Here is a 15,634-nt window from a genome sequence, read left to right as displayed (position 1 = left end):
GGTGACTTAATGAACAGTGAGGAATTCGTAAAATATCTTGCCGAAGCTGCGGACGATAAAAAAGCTCAGGACCTGATTATGTTAAAAATGACCGGAATTTCTATAATGGCTGATTATTTTATTATTTGCCATGGCAATTCGGAAAAACAGGTACAAGCTATCGCAACTGCGCTGAAAAAGGCTGCGGAGGCTAAAGGTCTGACAGTAAGGCGTATGGAGGGATACGATCAGGCACGCTGGATTCTGATTGATATGGGGGACGTTGTTGCCCATGTCTTTCACAAAGACGAGCGTGACTACTATCAACTGGAAAAATTATGGGGAGATGCCCCTGTTTATACGCTGGAAAAAAAGCCGTTGTAAGCGGCTCTTTCTATGGATTACATCGTATCAAAAAAACTAAGCCTCTGGCTTCGTCAGGGACTTAGTTTTTTTATCCTGTTTGAACGGGCAGTAAGACCCCACGTGGGGCTGTTCCGTTTACCCTCATGACCCTGAGGTGGGGGTCTTACTGCCCGCAGCAGCCCGCTGGGTTCAACAAACAATCAGTGGGAATAAAGAAACCCCACTGATTGAATTTTCACTTCATATTCTATTCAATAAATCGTCACATTTTCAGGCAGGAAACCCGTTCGCCTGAACCGAACAGATATTAAGAAAGGAAGCAGGCCTGAGCTGTTAATCATCCAGAACCTTAAACTGAGGGTCTACTTTCTGATGATCTTCAATGAATTTTTTCTGTGTTGCTGCGAACAGTCGGTTAAATTCGGAATGATAAGCCTGTTCCAGAATATTCAGACCCACGCCTGTGATGCCCCCTTCGACAGTAACCTTTTTTCTGAGTTCAGGAAGAGAATATGAATTATCCTCCAGCAGCCTGCCGAACCCGATAATCATTTCTGTGACCAGCTGACTGGCCTCTTTTCGGGAAACAGATGTTGTCTCAACTGCCCCATCAATCATCTTTTCAAGAAAAAAAGACAGGAATGCAGGACCGCAGCTGGACAGATCTGATGCAACACGGATATTTTCCTCATTGATCTCAACAGGTTTCGAAAAATTCCCCAAAAGGTTCCAAAGCTTAAATTTTTGAAAATCAGTCATTCGTGTACCAAACGTAACCAGTGTGTTACCGCTCAGTCCTTCATTCACAATACTGGGAATGACTCTTGCTACCTGGCAGGGGATCAGTTTTTCCAGCTGTGGAACCGATATCGGACTGGTGACAGATATCACCAGCTGATCTGTATGCCACAGACTGCGCAGCGGTTCCAGCAATGGAAAGAATTGCAGCGGTTTGACGCAAATCACAATGATGTCTGACGAATGAATCGTCTCTTCCGCGGATCTGCAGACGTTTACACCCTGAAATTTTTCAGCCACAGCAAGTGCTTTTTCACGGGTCCGGTTCATGACGTATATGTTTTTTGGCTTGACGGATTTACTGTTAATGAACGCACCGACGATCAGCGATCCAATCGTTCCGGTACCAATCACGCCGATCCTCATTCTTTCACCTCATTCTGTTCGTTATCCTTCTGAAACTTTATGAACAGAATTCATGAAATATGTATGTTCGGCTGGATCCTGCTGTCGGTGTATTTTTTCAGAATGGATGTGACGTATGGAAAAAATATGGAGAGATCACAAGTTCATGATCATTCTGCTGATCATCGTCGCCTGTCTGTCACTTTTTTTCGCGTACAGGCATTTCAGTGGTTTGAAAGCCGCAGAAGCATTAAAGACGCAGGACATTTTTGATCAGACTCAGGAATCGAAAACAGAGGAGGCAGGCCGTCCTGAGCAGAAAACGCCGGTAAACGAAATTGTTGTGGACATCAAAGGTGAGGTAAACCGGCCGGGCATATACCGGATGAAGGAGACAGAAAGGGTCAGTGACGCGATCAACCGGGCGGGAGGATTAACGAAGAAAGCAGACGAGGATCAAATTAATCTGGCACAAAAGGTCGTCGACGAGATGGTTATTTATATTCCGGAAAAGGGGGAAAAGCCGCCTGAAGGTATACCTTCGGCGTCGACAGCTCCGGCTCAGGCGCCTTCGAGTGGTGAAGAAAGTCCGGGACAGAAGGTGAACGTCAACACGGCAGATGAACAGACTTTGCAGAACCTTCCGGGTATCGGGCCATCCAAGGCGAAAGCGATTATTCAATACCGGCAGGAAAAAGGGCCCTTTAAGTCGCTGGAGGAGCTGACAGAAGTTTCCGGCATCGGAGAAAAGTCGCTGGAACAGCTCAAACCCTCTGCAACCCTTCATTGATTACAGGCATTGAGTACGAACTGTTCATCGGAAGAATACGATTTTTCAGTATTTATTTGATAAAATAAGATACAGAATGAAAACCCAAAAGATGGAGGAATGTCTCGATGAACAGACTATCCTGGGATGAATATTTTATGGCGCAAAGTCATTTACTGGCGTCACGCAGTACGTGTACACGGCTTGTGGTCGGTGCGACCATTGTCCGTGACAAACGGATCATCGCCGGAGGCTATAATGGATCTATTTCCGGAGGTGTCCATTGTATTGATGAAGGATGCTACGTCGTGGACGGACACTGTGTACGCACCATTCATGCAGAAATGAATGCCATACTGCAATGTGCCAAATTCGGCGAGTCGACTGACGGTGCGGAGATTTATGTCACGCATTATCCCTGCCTGCCCTGTTCGAAGGCGATTATTCAGGCGGGAATCCGTCGCGTCTATTATACAAATGATTACCGGAATGACCCTTATGCGGGAAAACTGTACCGCCAGGCAGGGGTAGAAGTGAAAAAAGTACCCTTTCGTCATATTTTTGACAGGACAGGTAAAGAGGATGAGAAGCAGCTTAACTTTGTGGAATCCGTGCTTCATCAGCTGAAGATCCACGGGGCAGGGGAAGAAGAGTTGCGCCATTTCAGGGATCAGGAAAAACGGTTATTTCATCACAGCACATGATCACGCTGACCTCAAAATGGCATCTGGCAGCTTTTTGTGCCTGCCTGTCGGCCTGGGCCGCAGCAGGAACGCAGCCTGCTGTACCGCTTGTTCTTCTCGCCTGTTACGGAATCTTTCTCTGCATCAGGAAAAAGTTCCTGATGCTGGGCGCTCTGACCGTTATCGGTGTTGCAGTTGCAGCGGATGTCTTTTTTTTCCAAATCAATGCATCCGGTCTCTCTCCACGGCAGAACCTGTTGACCGGTAAAATAAGGGAGATCCCCGTCATTGATGGTGACCAGCTTCGTTACATTCTGGAGACGCCTTCACACGAAGCAGTCCTTGTTACATACAGGATACGTACTGAGACAGAGAAGGAGCAACTAAAGCGCGGACTTATGCCCGGACTCGTCTGCCGCGTATCCGGGGTTCTCGACCGGCCCGCTCTCCCGACAAATTTCTATGCCTTTAATTACAGGGATTATCTTGAAAAGCATCATATTTTCCGGGAACTTCAGGCGGACGGGCCACCGGTGATTATCCACGACCGCGCCTCGCCGGTGGATGACCTGAAACGGTTTCGGCAGCATCAGGTGGACCGGATATACAGTCTGTTTTCACCGACTGCGGCCGGGATGATTAATGCCCTGATTTTCGGGGAAGACCAGGCATTTGATTCGAACCTGTCCAATGCCTATCAATTATTTGGTCTGGTGCACCTGCTTGTCGTCTCGGGGATGCACATTGCCGTCATTTTTGGTTGTCTGTATTTTGTACTGAAAAGAATCGGTATGGTTCGGGAGCATATCTCAGTTCTCATTATGTTTCTGATTCCACTGTATGCGGTTGTTACTGGGGCAGAGCCTTCTGTTGTCAGATCGGCTCTGACTGCCTGCCTGTTACTTGGATCAGTCCTGCTGAAGTGTCATAAACTTCTGATTACGGACGTCCTCAGTCTGTCCTGCCTGATGATGATCTTTTTTGACCCTTATGTCGTGTTTGACATCGGCTTTCAACTATCGTTCACTGTGACTTTTATGGTGATCTTATGTGCCCCGATCATCAATCAGAAATATCGATCCCCACTCACCCGGGTCTTTATGATGGCTGTAATGAGTGAATTAGCTGCTTTTCCATTTGCAGTCTATCAGTTTTATCAGTTGTCATTCACCGGATTTTTTCTCAGCATCTTTTTTGTTCCGTTTATTACTTTAATTATTCTTCCTGTGGCTGCCGTGTCTTATTTTATGACGCTCTTTTCCGTATCGTTTGCTCCGGTCATGTCGTCATTTATGGACAGCCTTCTGCTCGTGCCCCACAATATTCTGCTCTACCTTTACCATCATCCGGTTCTTGACCTGAATTATGGAGCGATGGCCCCGTGGATGCTTGCCTGTTCTGTGGTCTTATTTGCCGTTGCCCTTATTCTGTGGGAAAGTCGGCAGAATAAATCGGCTTTGTGTTACCCCATCGGATCCTTCCTGGTGGTTTATCTTCTGGTATATGGCGCAGATCTGATAAACCCCCTGGGCTCAGTTACTTTTCTTGATGTGGGTCAGGGTGACAGTATCTTGATCCGGCTGCCGCACAGACAGGGAAATATTTTAATTGACAGTGGCGGGACACCGGTTTTTTCTCAGGAGAAATGGCGCATAAAGAATCATCCCTTTGAAGTCGGAAGAGATGTCGTTCTCCATGAGCTGAGAGCGATGCGGATCAATAAACTTGATGTTGTCGTTCTGACACATAGAGATCATGATCACGTCGGTGGTATGGAGAGCCTTGTGGGATCGATACCCATAAAAAGCATGCTTGTCAGTCCATATTTTGACCCGGATGGGAAGGATATCGCATGGTTCGAAAGGGCTGTCCGGGAGGGGACACAACTGGCCTCAGTCAGATCCCGGGATACATTCACAACAGGGGATCATCCATTTACTGTGATGGCCCGTCTGGATCGATCCGCGGAAAGTAATGACAATTCCGTCGTGATCTTTACCGAACTTGGCCGAAAAAAATGGCTGTTCACCGGAGATCTGTCTGTTCACGGTGAAAGAGATTTATTAGCACAATTCCCGGCTTTGCATGTAGATATACTCAAACTCGGGCACCATGGCAGCCGGACATCTACTTCGGAGCTGTTGCTGCAGTCGGTCCGGCCGTCTGTCGGTATCGTTTCAGCAGGTAAAAATAATCGATATGGACACCCGCACGCTGAAGTGCTGGATAAATTGAACAAATACAATATGCGAACGTTGCGAACTGACAGGGACGGAGCCATCCGCTTCTTTTTCAATGACCGGCAGATTCTTCGTATCGAAACGGCGGCGATAAAGGATTAAGTGTGATTTTCCATAATTTTTCCCGGCTGTCATACGTTGTCACCCATAGTTTGCACCGACATAGGATAACATAGAAACAGAATCGAGCATCGTCCTGCCGGCGCTATCCTAGGTTTCGCCCGCAGACGTTCATATAAATCAGGGCGGCTTGAAAAAGCTGCCCTTTTCCTTCTTGCCAGAAAATCGCTCAGACGGTAAAGTAGTGATAGAGAGGGGCGGTGAACATGGTTAAAGCCAAAAACGCTGATTTGTCGATTCAAAAGCCCCTTGCACCCGTCTATCTTCTGTTCGGAAAGCAGGATTATCTGATTCGTCTGATGGAAAAAAATCTGATCAATGAAGCACTTGAGGGCGAAGACCGTGATTTTAATCTATCCACGTATGATATGCTCAAAGTATCACTTGAGACCGCGCTGGAGGATGCTGATACGATTCCTTTTCTGGGTGAAAAAAAGGCAGTCATACTCGAAAATTCCTATTTTCTGGCATCTGAACGAGCCAAGCCGAAAGTGGAACAAAATCCGAAAAAACTGGAACAGTACCTCCAGAATCCTTCGCCCGGGACCGTATTGCTTCTCGTTGCCCCTTATGAAAAACTGGACCGGAGAAAAAAGCTTGTTAAAACTCTTGAAAAATCGGCGCGGGTCTATGAACTGAACGGATTATCCGATCACACTCTGTATCAGATTCTCAGCCAGATTGTTGCTTCGTACGGTGCCGTCTACACAAAAAGCGGTCATGAACAGCTGGTTGCTTCTGTGGGGACAGACCTGGCCCGGCTGGCCAGCGAAGCCGGAAAATGCGCGCTGTACTGTGGACGGGAGCGTCCTGTTGACCGGGAGGTTGTCCTTGAGATCTGTTCAAGATCACTGGAGACAAATGTCTTTTTGCTTGTCAATAAAGTGATGCAGAAAAAGACAGCAGAAGCGCTGCATCTGGTTCATGAACTGATCAGTATGAAAGAGGAGCCGCTTAAGCTGCTCGCCCTCCTGGAGCGGCAATTTCGGATTACCTATCAGGTTGCCTGTTATCGGGATGCGGGGTTTACTCAGAGAAGTATTGCCGGAAAAATCGGTGTGCATCCGTACGCAGTGAAACTTGCGGGCGAACAGACGCGTTTGTATACACCATCTATGTTGAAGTATGCTCTGGAAAAATGTACAGAAACGGATTATCAGATAAAAACGGGACAGGCTGACAAAATTCTTGCCCTTGAACTACTTATTCACAGGATATCAGAGACATCGTGAAATCGGGTAAAAAAAAGATCCGCCGGCTGGCGGATCTTTTTTTATTCCCTCTTTATGCATTGAGACCGTTCAGTTTTCTGGACAGCCGTGCTTTTTCATTGGCTGCCTTATTTTTGTGAATCAAACCTTTATTTGCAGCTTTATCAACTTTGGTCGTTGCGGCCAGAAAAGCAGCTTTTGCACCTTCAACATCCTGATCATCAACTTTTGAGTTAAATGATCTGATCGCTGTGCGCATGGCAGACTTTATCTGCACATTGTGCAGACGATTGGCTTCGCTTGTTTTTACGCGTTTAATGGCTGATTTAATGTTAGGCATTCCGTTCACCTCCAAATCATGAAATTCCCGGCCAGGCATAATCAAAAGGCTGCAGGAACGGCGATGGTCCCGGAAATGCAGCCATAATACCTTACGTGATTCATACTGACAAAGTGTATTGTATCAAAGCCCGTTTGCTTTTGCAATGTATGAATGAAATTTTGAAGAAGGAACATCCTTTGAATAGACAGGAAAGACAGGACGGAGGAATCATCAATGGAAAACGCTCTGGATATAAAATATTATGGCGTGCGTACAGACCTTGCCATCGAATCAGGTGTAAAAAAGGGTTCAGGACTAAATGGGGTGACAATGGATGAAAAGGTTGAAGATGGAATAAACATAACCCGGATGAGGATTCATCCTGATGCAGCTGCGTCAATTCGAAAAAAACCAGGACTGTATCTGACCTTTGAGGCAAAATTACTGAGGTCCGGAGACACAGAAGCAGAGGAAAAAGCAGAGAAAGTTTTTGCCCGTTACTTTGCGCAATTTCTAAAGGACCTCAATATTTCTCATGATGCCACCTGCCTGGTGGTTGGCCTTGGGAACTGGAAAGTGACCCCGGACGCTCTCGGGCCGGCGGTTGTGGAAAATGTCCTTGTCACGAAGCACCTTTTTGATCTCCAGCCGCAGAATGTGCAAAAAGGATATCGGCCGGTAAGTGCCATAACGCCGGGTGTTATGGGAGTAACAGGAATTGAAACGAGCGATATCATCCTCGGTGTGATCGAAAAGACGAAGCCGGATTTTCTGATTGCTGTTGATGCTCTTGCTGCGCGATCGATTGAACGTGTCAATACAACCATACAGGTTGCTGACAGCGGCATTCATCCCGGCTCAGGAATCGGAAACAACCGTAAGGAGTTAAGCCGGGACACACTCGGTATTCCGGTCATTGCCGTCGGTATCCCGACCGTTGTTGATGCTGTCACGATCACCAGTGATGTGCTGGATCTTGTTCTAAGGCATCTCGGGCACCAGATGAACAATACAAGTCCTTCCAGTTCGCTTGTTCCATCCTTTCTGCCCCCTGGCAGGAAGGAAGACCCCGGATCCTGGCAGATGCCGAGTAAAGAAAACAGGGCTGCCTTTCTTGGCATGGTCGGCACGTTAAGTACAGAGGAAAAAGAACAGCTGATTCAGGAAGCCCTGGGTGCATCAGGTACCCGGCTGATGGTCACACCGAAGGAGGTTGATTTTTTTATTGAGAAGATGGGAAATGTGCTGGCACAGGGACTGAACGCCGCACTTCACAGCCTTGTGAATCAGGAAAATGTCGGGCACTTCACGCATTGAAAGTGGCGGATATCCATTTGAATTGAATCTGATATGTTTTTTTGGACGGCTCCTGCAAGAAAAAGTCTGATGCAGGAGTTTTTTCATTTTTGGCACGATCAGGCATGTTTTTCTTTGAGATTGAATAAAATGGAGTAACAGGACAAGCCAAAAGGAGGAGGGGTTGAACATGATCAAAAGAGTATTAATCGAAAGTCTGGTGATCTTTTCCCTCCTTCTGATCTGTGTGCTTTATGGCTCCGTATCCATACGCGAAGCGCAGCATGCGAGTCAAAGCATGACGCCCACACAGCAGATTGTGATTCCGGAACCGGAGTCTTCGACGGATGACGCTCCGGCTCTGTCTCCGGCTGATTCGCCAGATGAGCCTGAGGAGATCGGGCGCGCGGGGGACTCGATTTCAGAAAAAATATCAGCCTTTTTCCTGTCCGGTGTCCACTTCATCGCATCCATCGTTGAGCACATCATTCATGTCTTCCTCTGAAAGCAGTCCCTGCCTCTGGCCGGCCCGCGTTGAAACGGCCGGGTGTGATTGTTATAATCATCCATGAACCGGCTTTTTTTTGCACTTTAAGACAGGATCAAAGTTTTGCGGATAAAAGGTTCAGAAAAACCTGGTTTCGCCAGGCTTTTCATCAGAGCAGGAGGACCGTACATGTCGGATACTAAAAAGAGCAGACAGTCGCATATTCGTAATTTTTCAATTATCGCTCATATTGATCACGGAAAATCAACACTTGCCGATCGTATACTCGAAGCAACCCAGGCTCTGACCAAAAGAGAGATGAAGGAGCAGGCCCTTGATGCCATGGACCTGGAGCGGGAACGCGGAATAACGATCAAACTTAACGCGGTTGAGCTGACGTACCATGCACCCGACGGCGAAACGTATATTTTCCACTTAATTGATACACCGGGACACGTCGATTTTTCTTATGAAGTGTCGCGCAGTCTGGCAGCCTGTGAGGGGGCTTTACTTGTCGTTGATGCAGCGCAGGGGGTTGAGGCGCAGACGCTGGCCAATGTCTATCTCGCACTGGAAAATAACCTTGAAATTATACCTGTTATTAATAAAATTGATCTTCCAAACGCAGACCCCGATCGAGTAAAGAAAGAGATTGAGGATGTGATCGGACTGGATGCATCAGACGCCGTTCTGGCATCAGCAAAAAAAGGAATCGGAACAGATGAGATATTGAAACAGATCATTGAAAAAATCCCGGCACCTCAGGGCGATCCGGATGCGCCACTGCGTGCCTTGATTTTCGACTCGCTGTATGACACGTACAGAGGCGTCGTCGTCTACATTCGTGTGACGGACGGGACTGTGAAGGTTGGCGACAAAATAAAACTGATGTCAAATGGTAAAATATTTGAAGTCACCGAAGTCGGTGTTTCAACGCCAAAGATAGAGACGCGTGACAGCCTGACCGTCGGTGATGTCGGTTTTCTTACGGCGGCGATTAAGTCTGTGCATGAAACGCGGGTGGGTGATACAGTCACTTCTGCAGAACAGCCGGCATCAAAGCCGCTGCCAGGATACCGCAGGATGCATCCGATGGTTTACTGCGGCCTCTATCCGATAGATAATGCGCGCTATGATGATCTGCGCGAAGCACTTGGACGACTGGAATTGAATGATGCAGCCCTGCAGTATGAGCCGGAAACATCTGAAGCACTTGGGTTCGGCTTCCGCTGCGGTTTTCTCGGGCTTCTGCACATGGACATTGTACAGGAACGGCTCGAACGTGAATTCAATATTGATCTGATTGCGACAGCACCAGGCGTCATTTATAAGGTAAAACAGACAGATGGAACAACGGTCAGGGTGGGTAACCCCGCAGATATGCCTGAGAGAAAATACATCGATGAAATCGAAGAACCCTATGTTAAAGCGACAATTATGACGCCGAACGACTATATCGGAGCGGTTATGGAACTTTGCCAGAGAAAGCGCGGTGAATTCAGGACGATGGAATATCTTGACGAAAACCGGTCGAATGTCATTTATACGCTCCCGCTTTCCGAGATTATGTATGATTTCTTCGACTCCCTGAAATCCAATACAAAAGGATACGCCTCTCTGGATTACGAAATGGACGGATACAGAGTCAGCGATCTGGTAAAGATGGATATTTTACTCAACGGGGAAAAGGTAGACGCGCTTTCGGTGATTGTACATAAAGAATTTGCCTATGAACGTGGCAGAGCTATTGTAGAAAAGCTGAAAGAACTGATACCCCGGCAACAATTTGAGATCCCTGTTCAGGCTGCGATCGGCCAGAAGATTATCAGCCGCTCAAATATTAAAGCATTACGGAAAAATGTCCTTGCAAAATGCTATGGCGGTGATGTATCCAGAAAGCGCAAACTGCTTGAGAAACAGAAAGAAGGTAAAAAAAGGATGAAGGCAGTCGGGAATGTGGAAGTCCCGCAGGAAGCCTTCATGGCCGTGTTCAGGATGAGTCACGATGACTGACAGAGTTGAAAGAGGTGCCTACATACATATCCCCTTTTGCGATCATATCTGTTTTTACTGCGATTTTAATAAGGTATTTATCAAAAATCAGCCGGTGGATGCCTATCTGGATACACTGGAGAAAGAAATGGCCTTTTATGCGGCGATGGGGCCTGCAGAAACGATCTATATCGGTGGAGGAACGCCGACAGCACTTAATGATGCACAGTTCAGCCGGCTGATGGACATGGTTGAGAAACATCTGCAGCACCCCGGTATCCGTGAATACACCGTTGAAGTGAACCCTGAAAATCTGAATGAAGAAAAATTAGATCTGATGAAGCAACATGGGGTCTCGCGGCTGAGTGTCGGCGTACAATCCTTTGATGATGCATTGCTGAAAACGATCGGCCGTGCTCATTCGGCATCTGAGGCGGAAGAAGCTATTCGTCGCATCCGGTCAGCCGGCTTTCATAATATAACACTTGATCTGATGTTCGCTCTGCCGGGACAGACGGAGACGTCGCTGCACAGGTCACTGGAACGCGCGACAGAGCTTGGCATGCCGCACATATCTATTTATTCGCTGCAGATTGAGCCAAAAACCATTTTTTACAATCGGATGAAAAGCGGAAAACTCAGACTGCCCGGACAGGATATCGAAGCGGATATGTATGGCCAGATCATACTGAAATTAGAGGAAAACGGACTCCGACAATATGAAATCAGTAATTTTGCGAAGCCGGGCTATGAAGGTATCCATAATTCGCTTTACTGGCAGAACAGAGAATACTATGGAATCGGAGCCGGCGCGCACGGGTATGTCAGAGGAATGCGTTACGCGAATGCGGGACCTTTAAAAAAATATATCGCAAATGTCAGGCAAAAAAATCATGCAAGAGTGTTGGAACATCAGGTCACGGAAAAAGAAAAAATGGAAGAAGAAATGTTTCTTGGATTGAGGATGATGAAAGGCGTAAGCCAGCGCCGGTTTTTGAAAAAATTCCATCGATCGATGTCAGACATATATGGACGGCAAATCGATCAGTTAATCCATGAAGGTCTTCTAATTGCAAAGGCAGATCGAATCCGTTTATCCAGGAAAGGCATTTTTTTGGGAAATAACGTTTTTGAAGCGTTTTTATTGTCATGAACCATTTGACAAATGGACAGGAAGTTGGTAAATTTTATTGTAGAATTAGCACTCGTTAAGTGAGAGTGCTAACAGAGGTGACATGGAATGCCGACGGAACGTCAGTTGTTTCTCTTACAGCTTCTGGTCAATGATTATATCGTTACTGCTGAACCCGTAGGATCGCGTTCGATCGCCAAACGTGATGATGTCCATTTCAGTCCGGCAACGATTCGTAATGATCTCGCAGATCTGGAAGAAATGGGCTATCTTGAGAAAACACATCTCTCTTCCGGGCGTGTGCCGTCTGAGAAAGGGTATCGTTTCTACGTTGACCATCTTCTTTCTCCGGCAATTCTGACCAAAAAGGAATTATCAGATATTCGCGGGGTATATCGGGAAAAATTTTTGGAAACAGATGAAATGATCCGTGCTACGGCTGAGATCCTCTCTGAGTTTACGAATTATACGGCGATTATGCTGGGACCTGAGCTTCTGGATATGAAACTGAAACATATCCAGCTGATCAAGTTAACCGATGTCCAGGGTGTACTTATTATTGTCACGGATACAGGTCACGTTGAGAACAGGGTTGTTACGCTTCCGGCTGGAATCAGGGCGGAGGATATAGAAAAAGTGGTCAATATCCTTAATGATAAACTGAATATGGTTCCGCTCTATCAGCTGCAGAGCCGGCTCAATACGGAAATTCGCAGTGTACTCAGAGATAATGTCAGCTATTATGAGCGGGTGATGGATCTTTTGACCGAAGGACTGTCCATTGACGATCCGGAACAGATTTTTTATAGTGGCAAAAGCAACATGCTGGCGCAACCGGAATTTCAGGACATTAACAAAGTGATTCAGCTGCTCAACGTATTAGAAGGTAAAGACCTTGTTCGTGAGCTGCTGGACATGCCGCCCGGCGGACTGCATATTCGAATCGGTCGTGAAAACAAGCTGAATGGTATTGAGGACTGCAGTCTGATCACGACGACTTATACCGTCGGCGGCGAACATCTCGGCACAGTTGCTGTGATCGGTCCAAAACGTATGGCCTATCCCCGGGTAGTCACGCTAATTGATCTGCTGTCAAAGATTTTAACAAGCGCATTAAGTGACAGGAGAGTTGAAAAAAGATAATATCTTTTTTATGTTGCAATCATTTCAGGAGGTGAGGATATGTCGCATCAGGCAAATGAAGAAATGAAGGATAAAAACGAAGAAAACGTAAATAAAAATGTTAAAGGAACTAAAGCAACTGAGGAGACGGATACGGCTCCGCAGGAAAAGGCTTCAGAATCACATCAGGCTGAAGATGAAAAGGAAGAAACAAAAGAAGCTGAGCCTGATGAAAAGGCAGAAGAAACTGTTCAGGATCCCGAACAGCTTCAGAAGAAAATAGCCGAGCAGGCAACTCAGATCGAAGAACTGAAGAAAACGTCAGATGATCTGAAAAAACGCTGGATGCGCGCCCAGGCAGATTTTGATAATTACCGCAAACGTTCAGTGAAAGAAAAAGCTGAGGCCAGAAAATACCGGGCACAGGATCTTGTAACAGATATGCTTGAGACACTCGATAATTTCAAAAGGGCTCTCGCAGTTGAAACCGTGTCTGATGATGGTGCCGCGCTCAAAAAGGGTATGGAAATGGTTCTTGGCAAACTGGAAGAAGCGCTGAAAAAAGAAGGCGTTGAAGAAATTGATTCCCTTGGCAAACCATTTGACCCCAATGTTCATCAGGCGGTTATGCAGGAGGCAAGTGATGAGCACGATTCAGGAATTGTCACTCAGGTGCTTCAGGCAGGTTACACATTGAACGGACGGGTGATCCGTCCGGCAATGGTTAAAGTCAGCGCATAAATCACATGGTGATTTAATAAGATTGCTTTTAATTATTTGGGAGGAAAATGAACATGAGTAAAATTATCGGCATTGATTTGGGCACGACAAATTCATGTGTGGCTGTTATGGAGGGCGGCGAACCCGTTGTCATTCCAAATCCGGAAGGCGGAAGGACGACTCCATCAGCTGTAGCATTCAAAAATGGTGAGCGTCAGGTTGGTGAAGTAGCAAAACGTCAGGCAGTGACGAATCCAAATGTTGTTCTCTCTATTAAGAGACATATGGGTTCGGATTACAAAGTTGAAATTGAAGGAAAAAAATATACACCTCAGGAAATTTCAGCCATCATCCTTCAAAAACTCAAAGCAGATGCTGAAGCTTACCTTGGAGAAAAAGTTGAGAAGGCAGTAATCACTGTTCCTGCCTATTTCAACGATGGACAGCGTCAGGCGACAAAGGATGCAGGTAAAATCGCCGGTCTTGATGTTCTGAGAATCATTAATGAACCGACCGCTTCGTCTCTGGCATACGGCCTTGACAAGGAAGGCGATCAGACCATTCTGGTATTTGACCTTGGTGGCGGAACATTCGATGTGTCGATCCTTGATCTTGGCGATGGGATTTTTGAAGTAAAGGCAACCGCAGGAAATAACCATCTGGGCGGTGACGATTTCGATCAGCGAATCATTAAATATTTGATCGAACAGTTCAAAAATGAAACAGGTATTGATCTCTCCGGCGACAAAATGGCCCTGCAGCGTCTGAAGGATGCTTCTGAAAAGGCAAAGAAGGAACTCTCAGGGGTCAGCCAGGCCCAGATTTCTCTGCCGTTCATTTCTGCAGATGCAACTGGACCGAAGCATCTTGAAACCACTCTGACACGCGCTAAATTCGATGAACTGACTTCTGATCTGGTTGAGTCCACGATGGGTCCTGTACGTCAGGCACTGTCAGATGCCGATTTAACGATGGACGACATTGACAAAATTATTCTTGTCGGTGGATCAACACGTATTCCGGCCGTACAGAAGGCAATTCAAAATCTGACCGGTAAGGAACCCAGCAAGGGAGTTAACCCGGACGAAGTCGTCGCCGTCGGTGCGGCCATTCAGGGCGGCGTCCTGGCTGGTGATGTAAAAGATGTCGTTCTTCTTGATGTGACACCACTTTCCCTGGGTATTGAAACGATGGGCGGCGTCTTCACAAAACTGATTGACCGTAATACAACGATCCCGACGAGTAAGTCACAGGTCTTTTCAACCGCAGCCGACAATCAGACAGCTGTTGATATTCATGTCCTTCAGGGTGAACGTCAGATGGCGGCTGATAATAAGACACTGGGACGTTTCCAGCTGACCGATATCCCGCCGGCACCGCGTGGTGTCCCTCAGATTGAAGTCACCTTTGAAATTGATGCAAACGGCATTGTTAATGTTAAAGCCAAGGATAAGGGCACGAATAAGGAACAGTCAATCACCATTAAATCTTCTTCAGGTCTGAGTGATGAAGAAATCGATAGAATGGTTAAAGACGCTGAAGCAAATGAGGAAGCAGATAAAAAGCGGAAGGAAGAAGTGGATCTGCGTAACGAATCGGATCAGCTGATTTTCGCTACGGATAAAACACTGAAAGACCTGGGCGATAAAGTTGATGCCTCTGAAAAATCCAAAGCTGAAGATGCCAAAAATAAACTGAAAAAAGCATTGGACGGCAAAGATACAGAGGCAATTAAGAAGGCTAAGGATGAACTGAACCAAGTGGTTCAGCAACTGTCCGTGAAACTGTATCAGCAGGCTTCACAAAATGGTAAGGAAGCCGGTAAGGGATCCCAGAAGAGTTCCGGGAAAAAAGGTGGCAAAGATGACAATGTCGTCGATGCCGATTACCATGAAGTAAATGATGATGACAAGAATAAAGACAAAAAGAAATAATCAGGTATGAAAAAGATCTGCTGATTGTTAGAAAAGCCGAAGTCAGACAAGCGTCTTGGCTTTGGCTTTTTCTTGCTTAACAGACTACCCAGATGTTATGATTTAATTTAACGTGAAA

The 15,634-nt window shown here is 46.5% G+C and carries 14 protein-coding genes; 12 read left to right on the top strand and 2 right to left on the bottom strand.

What is annotated here, in order from left to right:
• Positions 1 to 9: 9 nt before the first annotated feature.
• A complete protein-coding gene (gene rsfS, locus ABNN70_RS13015; RefSeq protein WP_353948028.1) occupies positions 10 to 363 on the top strand; it encodes a ribosome silencing factor in 354 nt (117 codons plus the stop codon).
• A 315-nt stretch (positions 364 to 678) separates the two neighbouring features.
• Here rsfS and comER read toward each other — a convergent pair whose 3' ends face one another.
• The gene (gene comER, locus ABNN70_RS13010) at positions 679 to 1,509 is read right to left on the bottom strand and encodes a late competence protein ComER (protein WP_353948027.1); all 831 of its coding nucleotides are present in this window, start codon (positions 1,507 to 1,509) and stop codon (positions 679 to 681) included.
• 115 nt (positions 1,510 to 1,624) lie between these two features.
• On the opposite strand from comER, the gene ABNN70_RS13005 reads away from it, so the two are divergent.
• The 4 genes from ABNN70_RS13005 to holA all read left to right on the top strand — a co-directional run bounded on the left by ABNN70_RS13005 (position 1,625) and on the right by holA (position 6,532).
• Positions 1,625 to 2,278, top strand: a complete 654-nt coding sequence (locus tag ABNN70_RS13005) for a helix-hairpin-helix domain-containing protein (protein ID WP_353948026.1) — start codon at positions 1,625 to 1,627, stop codon at positions 2,276 to 2,278.
• A 107-nt stretch (positions 2,279 to 2,385) separates the two neighbouring features.
• The gene (locus ABNN70_RS13000; RefSeq protein WP_353948025.1) at positions 2,386 to 2,961 is read left to right on the top strand and encodes a ComE operon protein 2; all 576 of its coding nucleotides are present in this window, start codon (positions 2,386 to 2,388) and stop codon (positions 2,959 to 2,961) included.
• Positions 2,958 to 5,282 carry a DNA internalization-related competence protein ComEC/Rec2 gene (locus ABNN70_RS12995; RefSeq protein WP_353948024.1) on the top strand — a complete coding sequence of 775 codons (2,325 nt, stop codon included), beginning with the start codon at positions 2,958 to 2,960 and terminating at the stop codon, positions 5,280 to 5,282. The genes ABNN70_RS13000 and ABNN70_RS12995 overlap by 4 nt, the downstream gene beginning before the upstream one ends.
• A gap of 224 nt (positions 5,283 to 5,506) precedes the next feature.
• Complete coding sequence (holA, locus tag ABNN70_RS12990) at positions 5,507 to 6,532, top strand: DNA polymerase III subunit delta (protein ID WP_129929815.1); 1,026 nt, start codon at positions 5,507 to 5,509, stop codon at positions 6,530 to 6,532.
• 52 nt (positions 6,533 to 6,584) lie between these two features.
• Here holA and rpsT read toward each other — a convergent pair whose 3' ends face one another.
• Positions 6,585 to 6,851, bottom strand: a complete 267-nt coding sequence (rpsT, locus tag ABNN70_RS12985) for a 30S ribosomal protein S20 (RefSeq protein ID WP_129929816.1) — start codon at positions 6,849 to 6,851, stop codon at positions 6,585 to 6,587.
• Between the two features lie 216 nt (positions 6,852 to 7,067).
• Between rpsT and gpr the strand changes: the two genes are divergently transcribed.
• From gpr to dnaK, 7 genes are all read left to right on the top strand, one after another.
• Positions 7,068 to 8,150 carry a GPR endopeptidase gene (gpr, locus tag ABNN70_RS12980; RefSeq protein ID WP_129929817.1) on the top strand — a complete coding sequence of 361 codons (1,083 nt, stop codon included), beginning with the start codon at positions 7,068 to 7,070 and terminating at the stop codon, positions 8,148 to 8,150.
• A gap of 169 nt (positions 8,151 to 8,319) precedes the next feature.
• Entirely contained in the window at positions 8,320 to 8,634 is a 315-nt protein-coding gene (locus ABNN70_RS12975; RefSeq protein WP_353948023.1) for a hypothetical protein, read from the top strand.
• A gap of 171 nt (positions 8,635 to 8,805) precedes the next feature.
• On the top strand, positions 8,806 to 10,629 hold the full coding sequence (gene lepA, locus ABNN70_RS12970; protein WP_353948022.1) for a translation elongation factor 4: 1,824 nt from the start codon (positions 8,806 to 8,808) through the stop codon (positions 10,627 to 10,629).
• Positions 10,622 to 11,761 (top strand): radical SAM family heme chaperone HemW, encoded by a 1,140-nt coding sequence (gene hemW / locus ABNN70_RS12965; protein WP_353948021.1) that lies wholly within the window; start codon positions 10,622 to 10,624, stop codon positions 11,759 to 11,761. The genes lepA and hemW overlap by 8 nt, the downstream gene beginning before the upstream one ends.
• A gap of 87 nt (positions 11,762 to 11,848) precedes the next feature.
• Positions 11,849 to 12,883: a heat-inducible transcriptional repressor HrcA gene (gene hrcA / locus ABNN70_RS12960; RefSeq protein WP_353948020.1), complete on the top strand. Its 1,035-nt coding sequence runs from the start codon at positions 11,849 to 11,851 to the stop codon at positions 12,881 to 12,883.
• Positions 12,884 to 12,922: 39 nt separating this feature from the next.
• The gene (gene grpE / locus ABNN70_RS12955; protein ID WP_353948019.1) at positions 12,923 to 13,603 is read left to right on the top strand and encodes a nucleotide exchange factor GrpE; all 681 of its coding nucleotides are present in this window, start codon (positions 12,923 to 12,925) and stop codon (positions 13,601 to 13,603) included.
• Positions 13,604 to 13,656: 53 nt separating this feature from the next.
• Entirely contained in the window at positions 13,657 to 15,516 is a 1,860-nt protein-coding gene (dnaK, locus tag ABNN70_RS12950; RefSeq protein ID WP_353948018.1) for a molecular chaperone DnaK, read from the top strand.
• Positions 15,517 to 15,634 lie beyond the last annotated feature (118 nt).

It is taken from the genome of Sporolactobacillus sp. Y61, assembly GCF_040529185.1.
Lineage (GTDB): Bacteria > Bacillota > Bacilli > Bacillales > Sporolactobacillaceae > Sporolactobacillus.
This window is presented reverse-complemented; position numbering and strand designations above follow the sequence as displayed.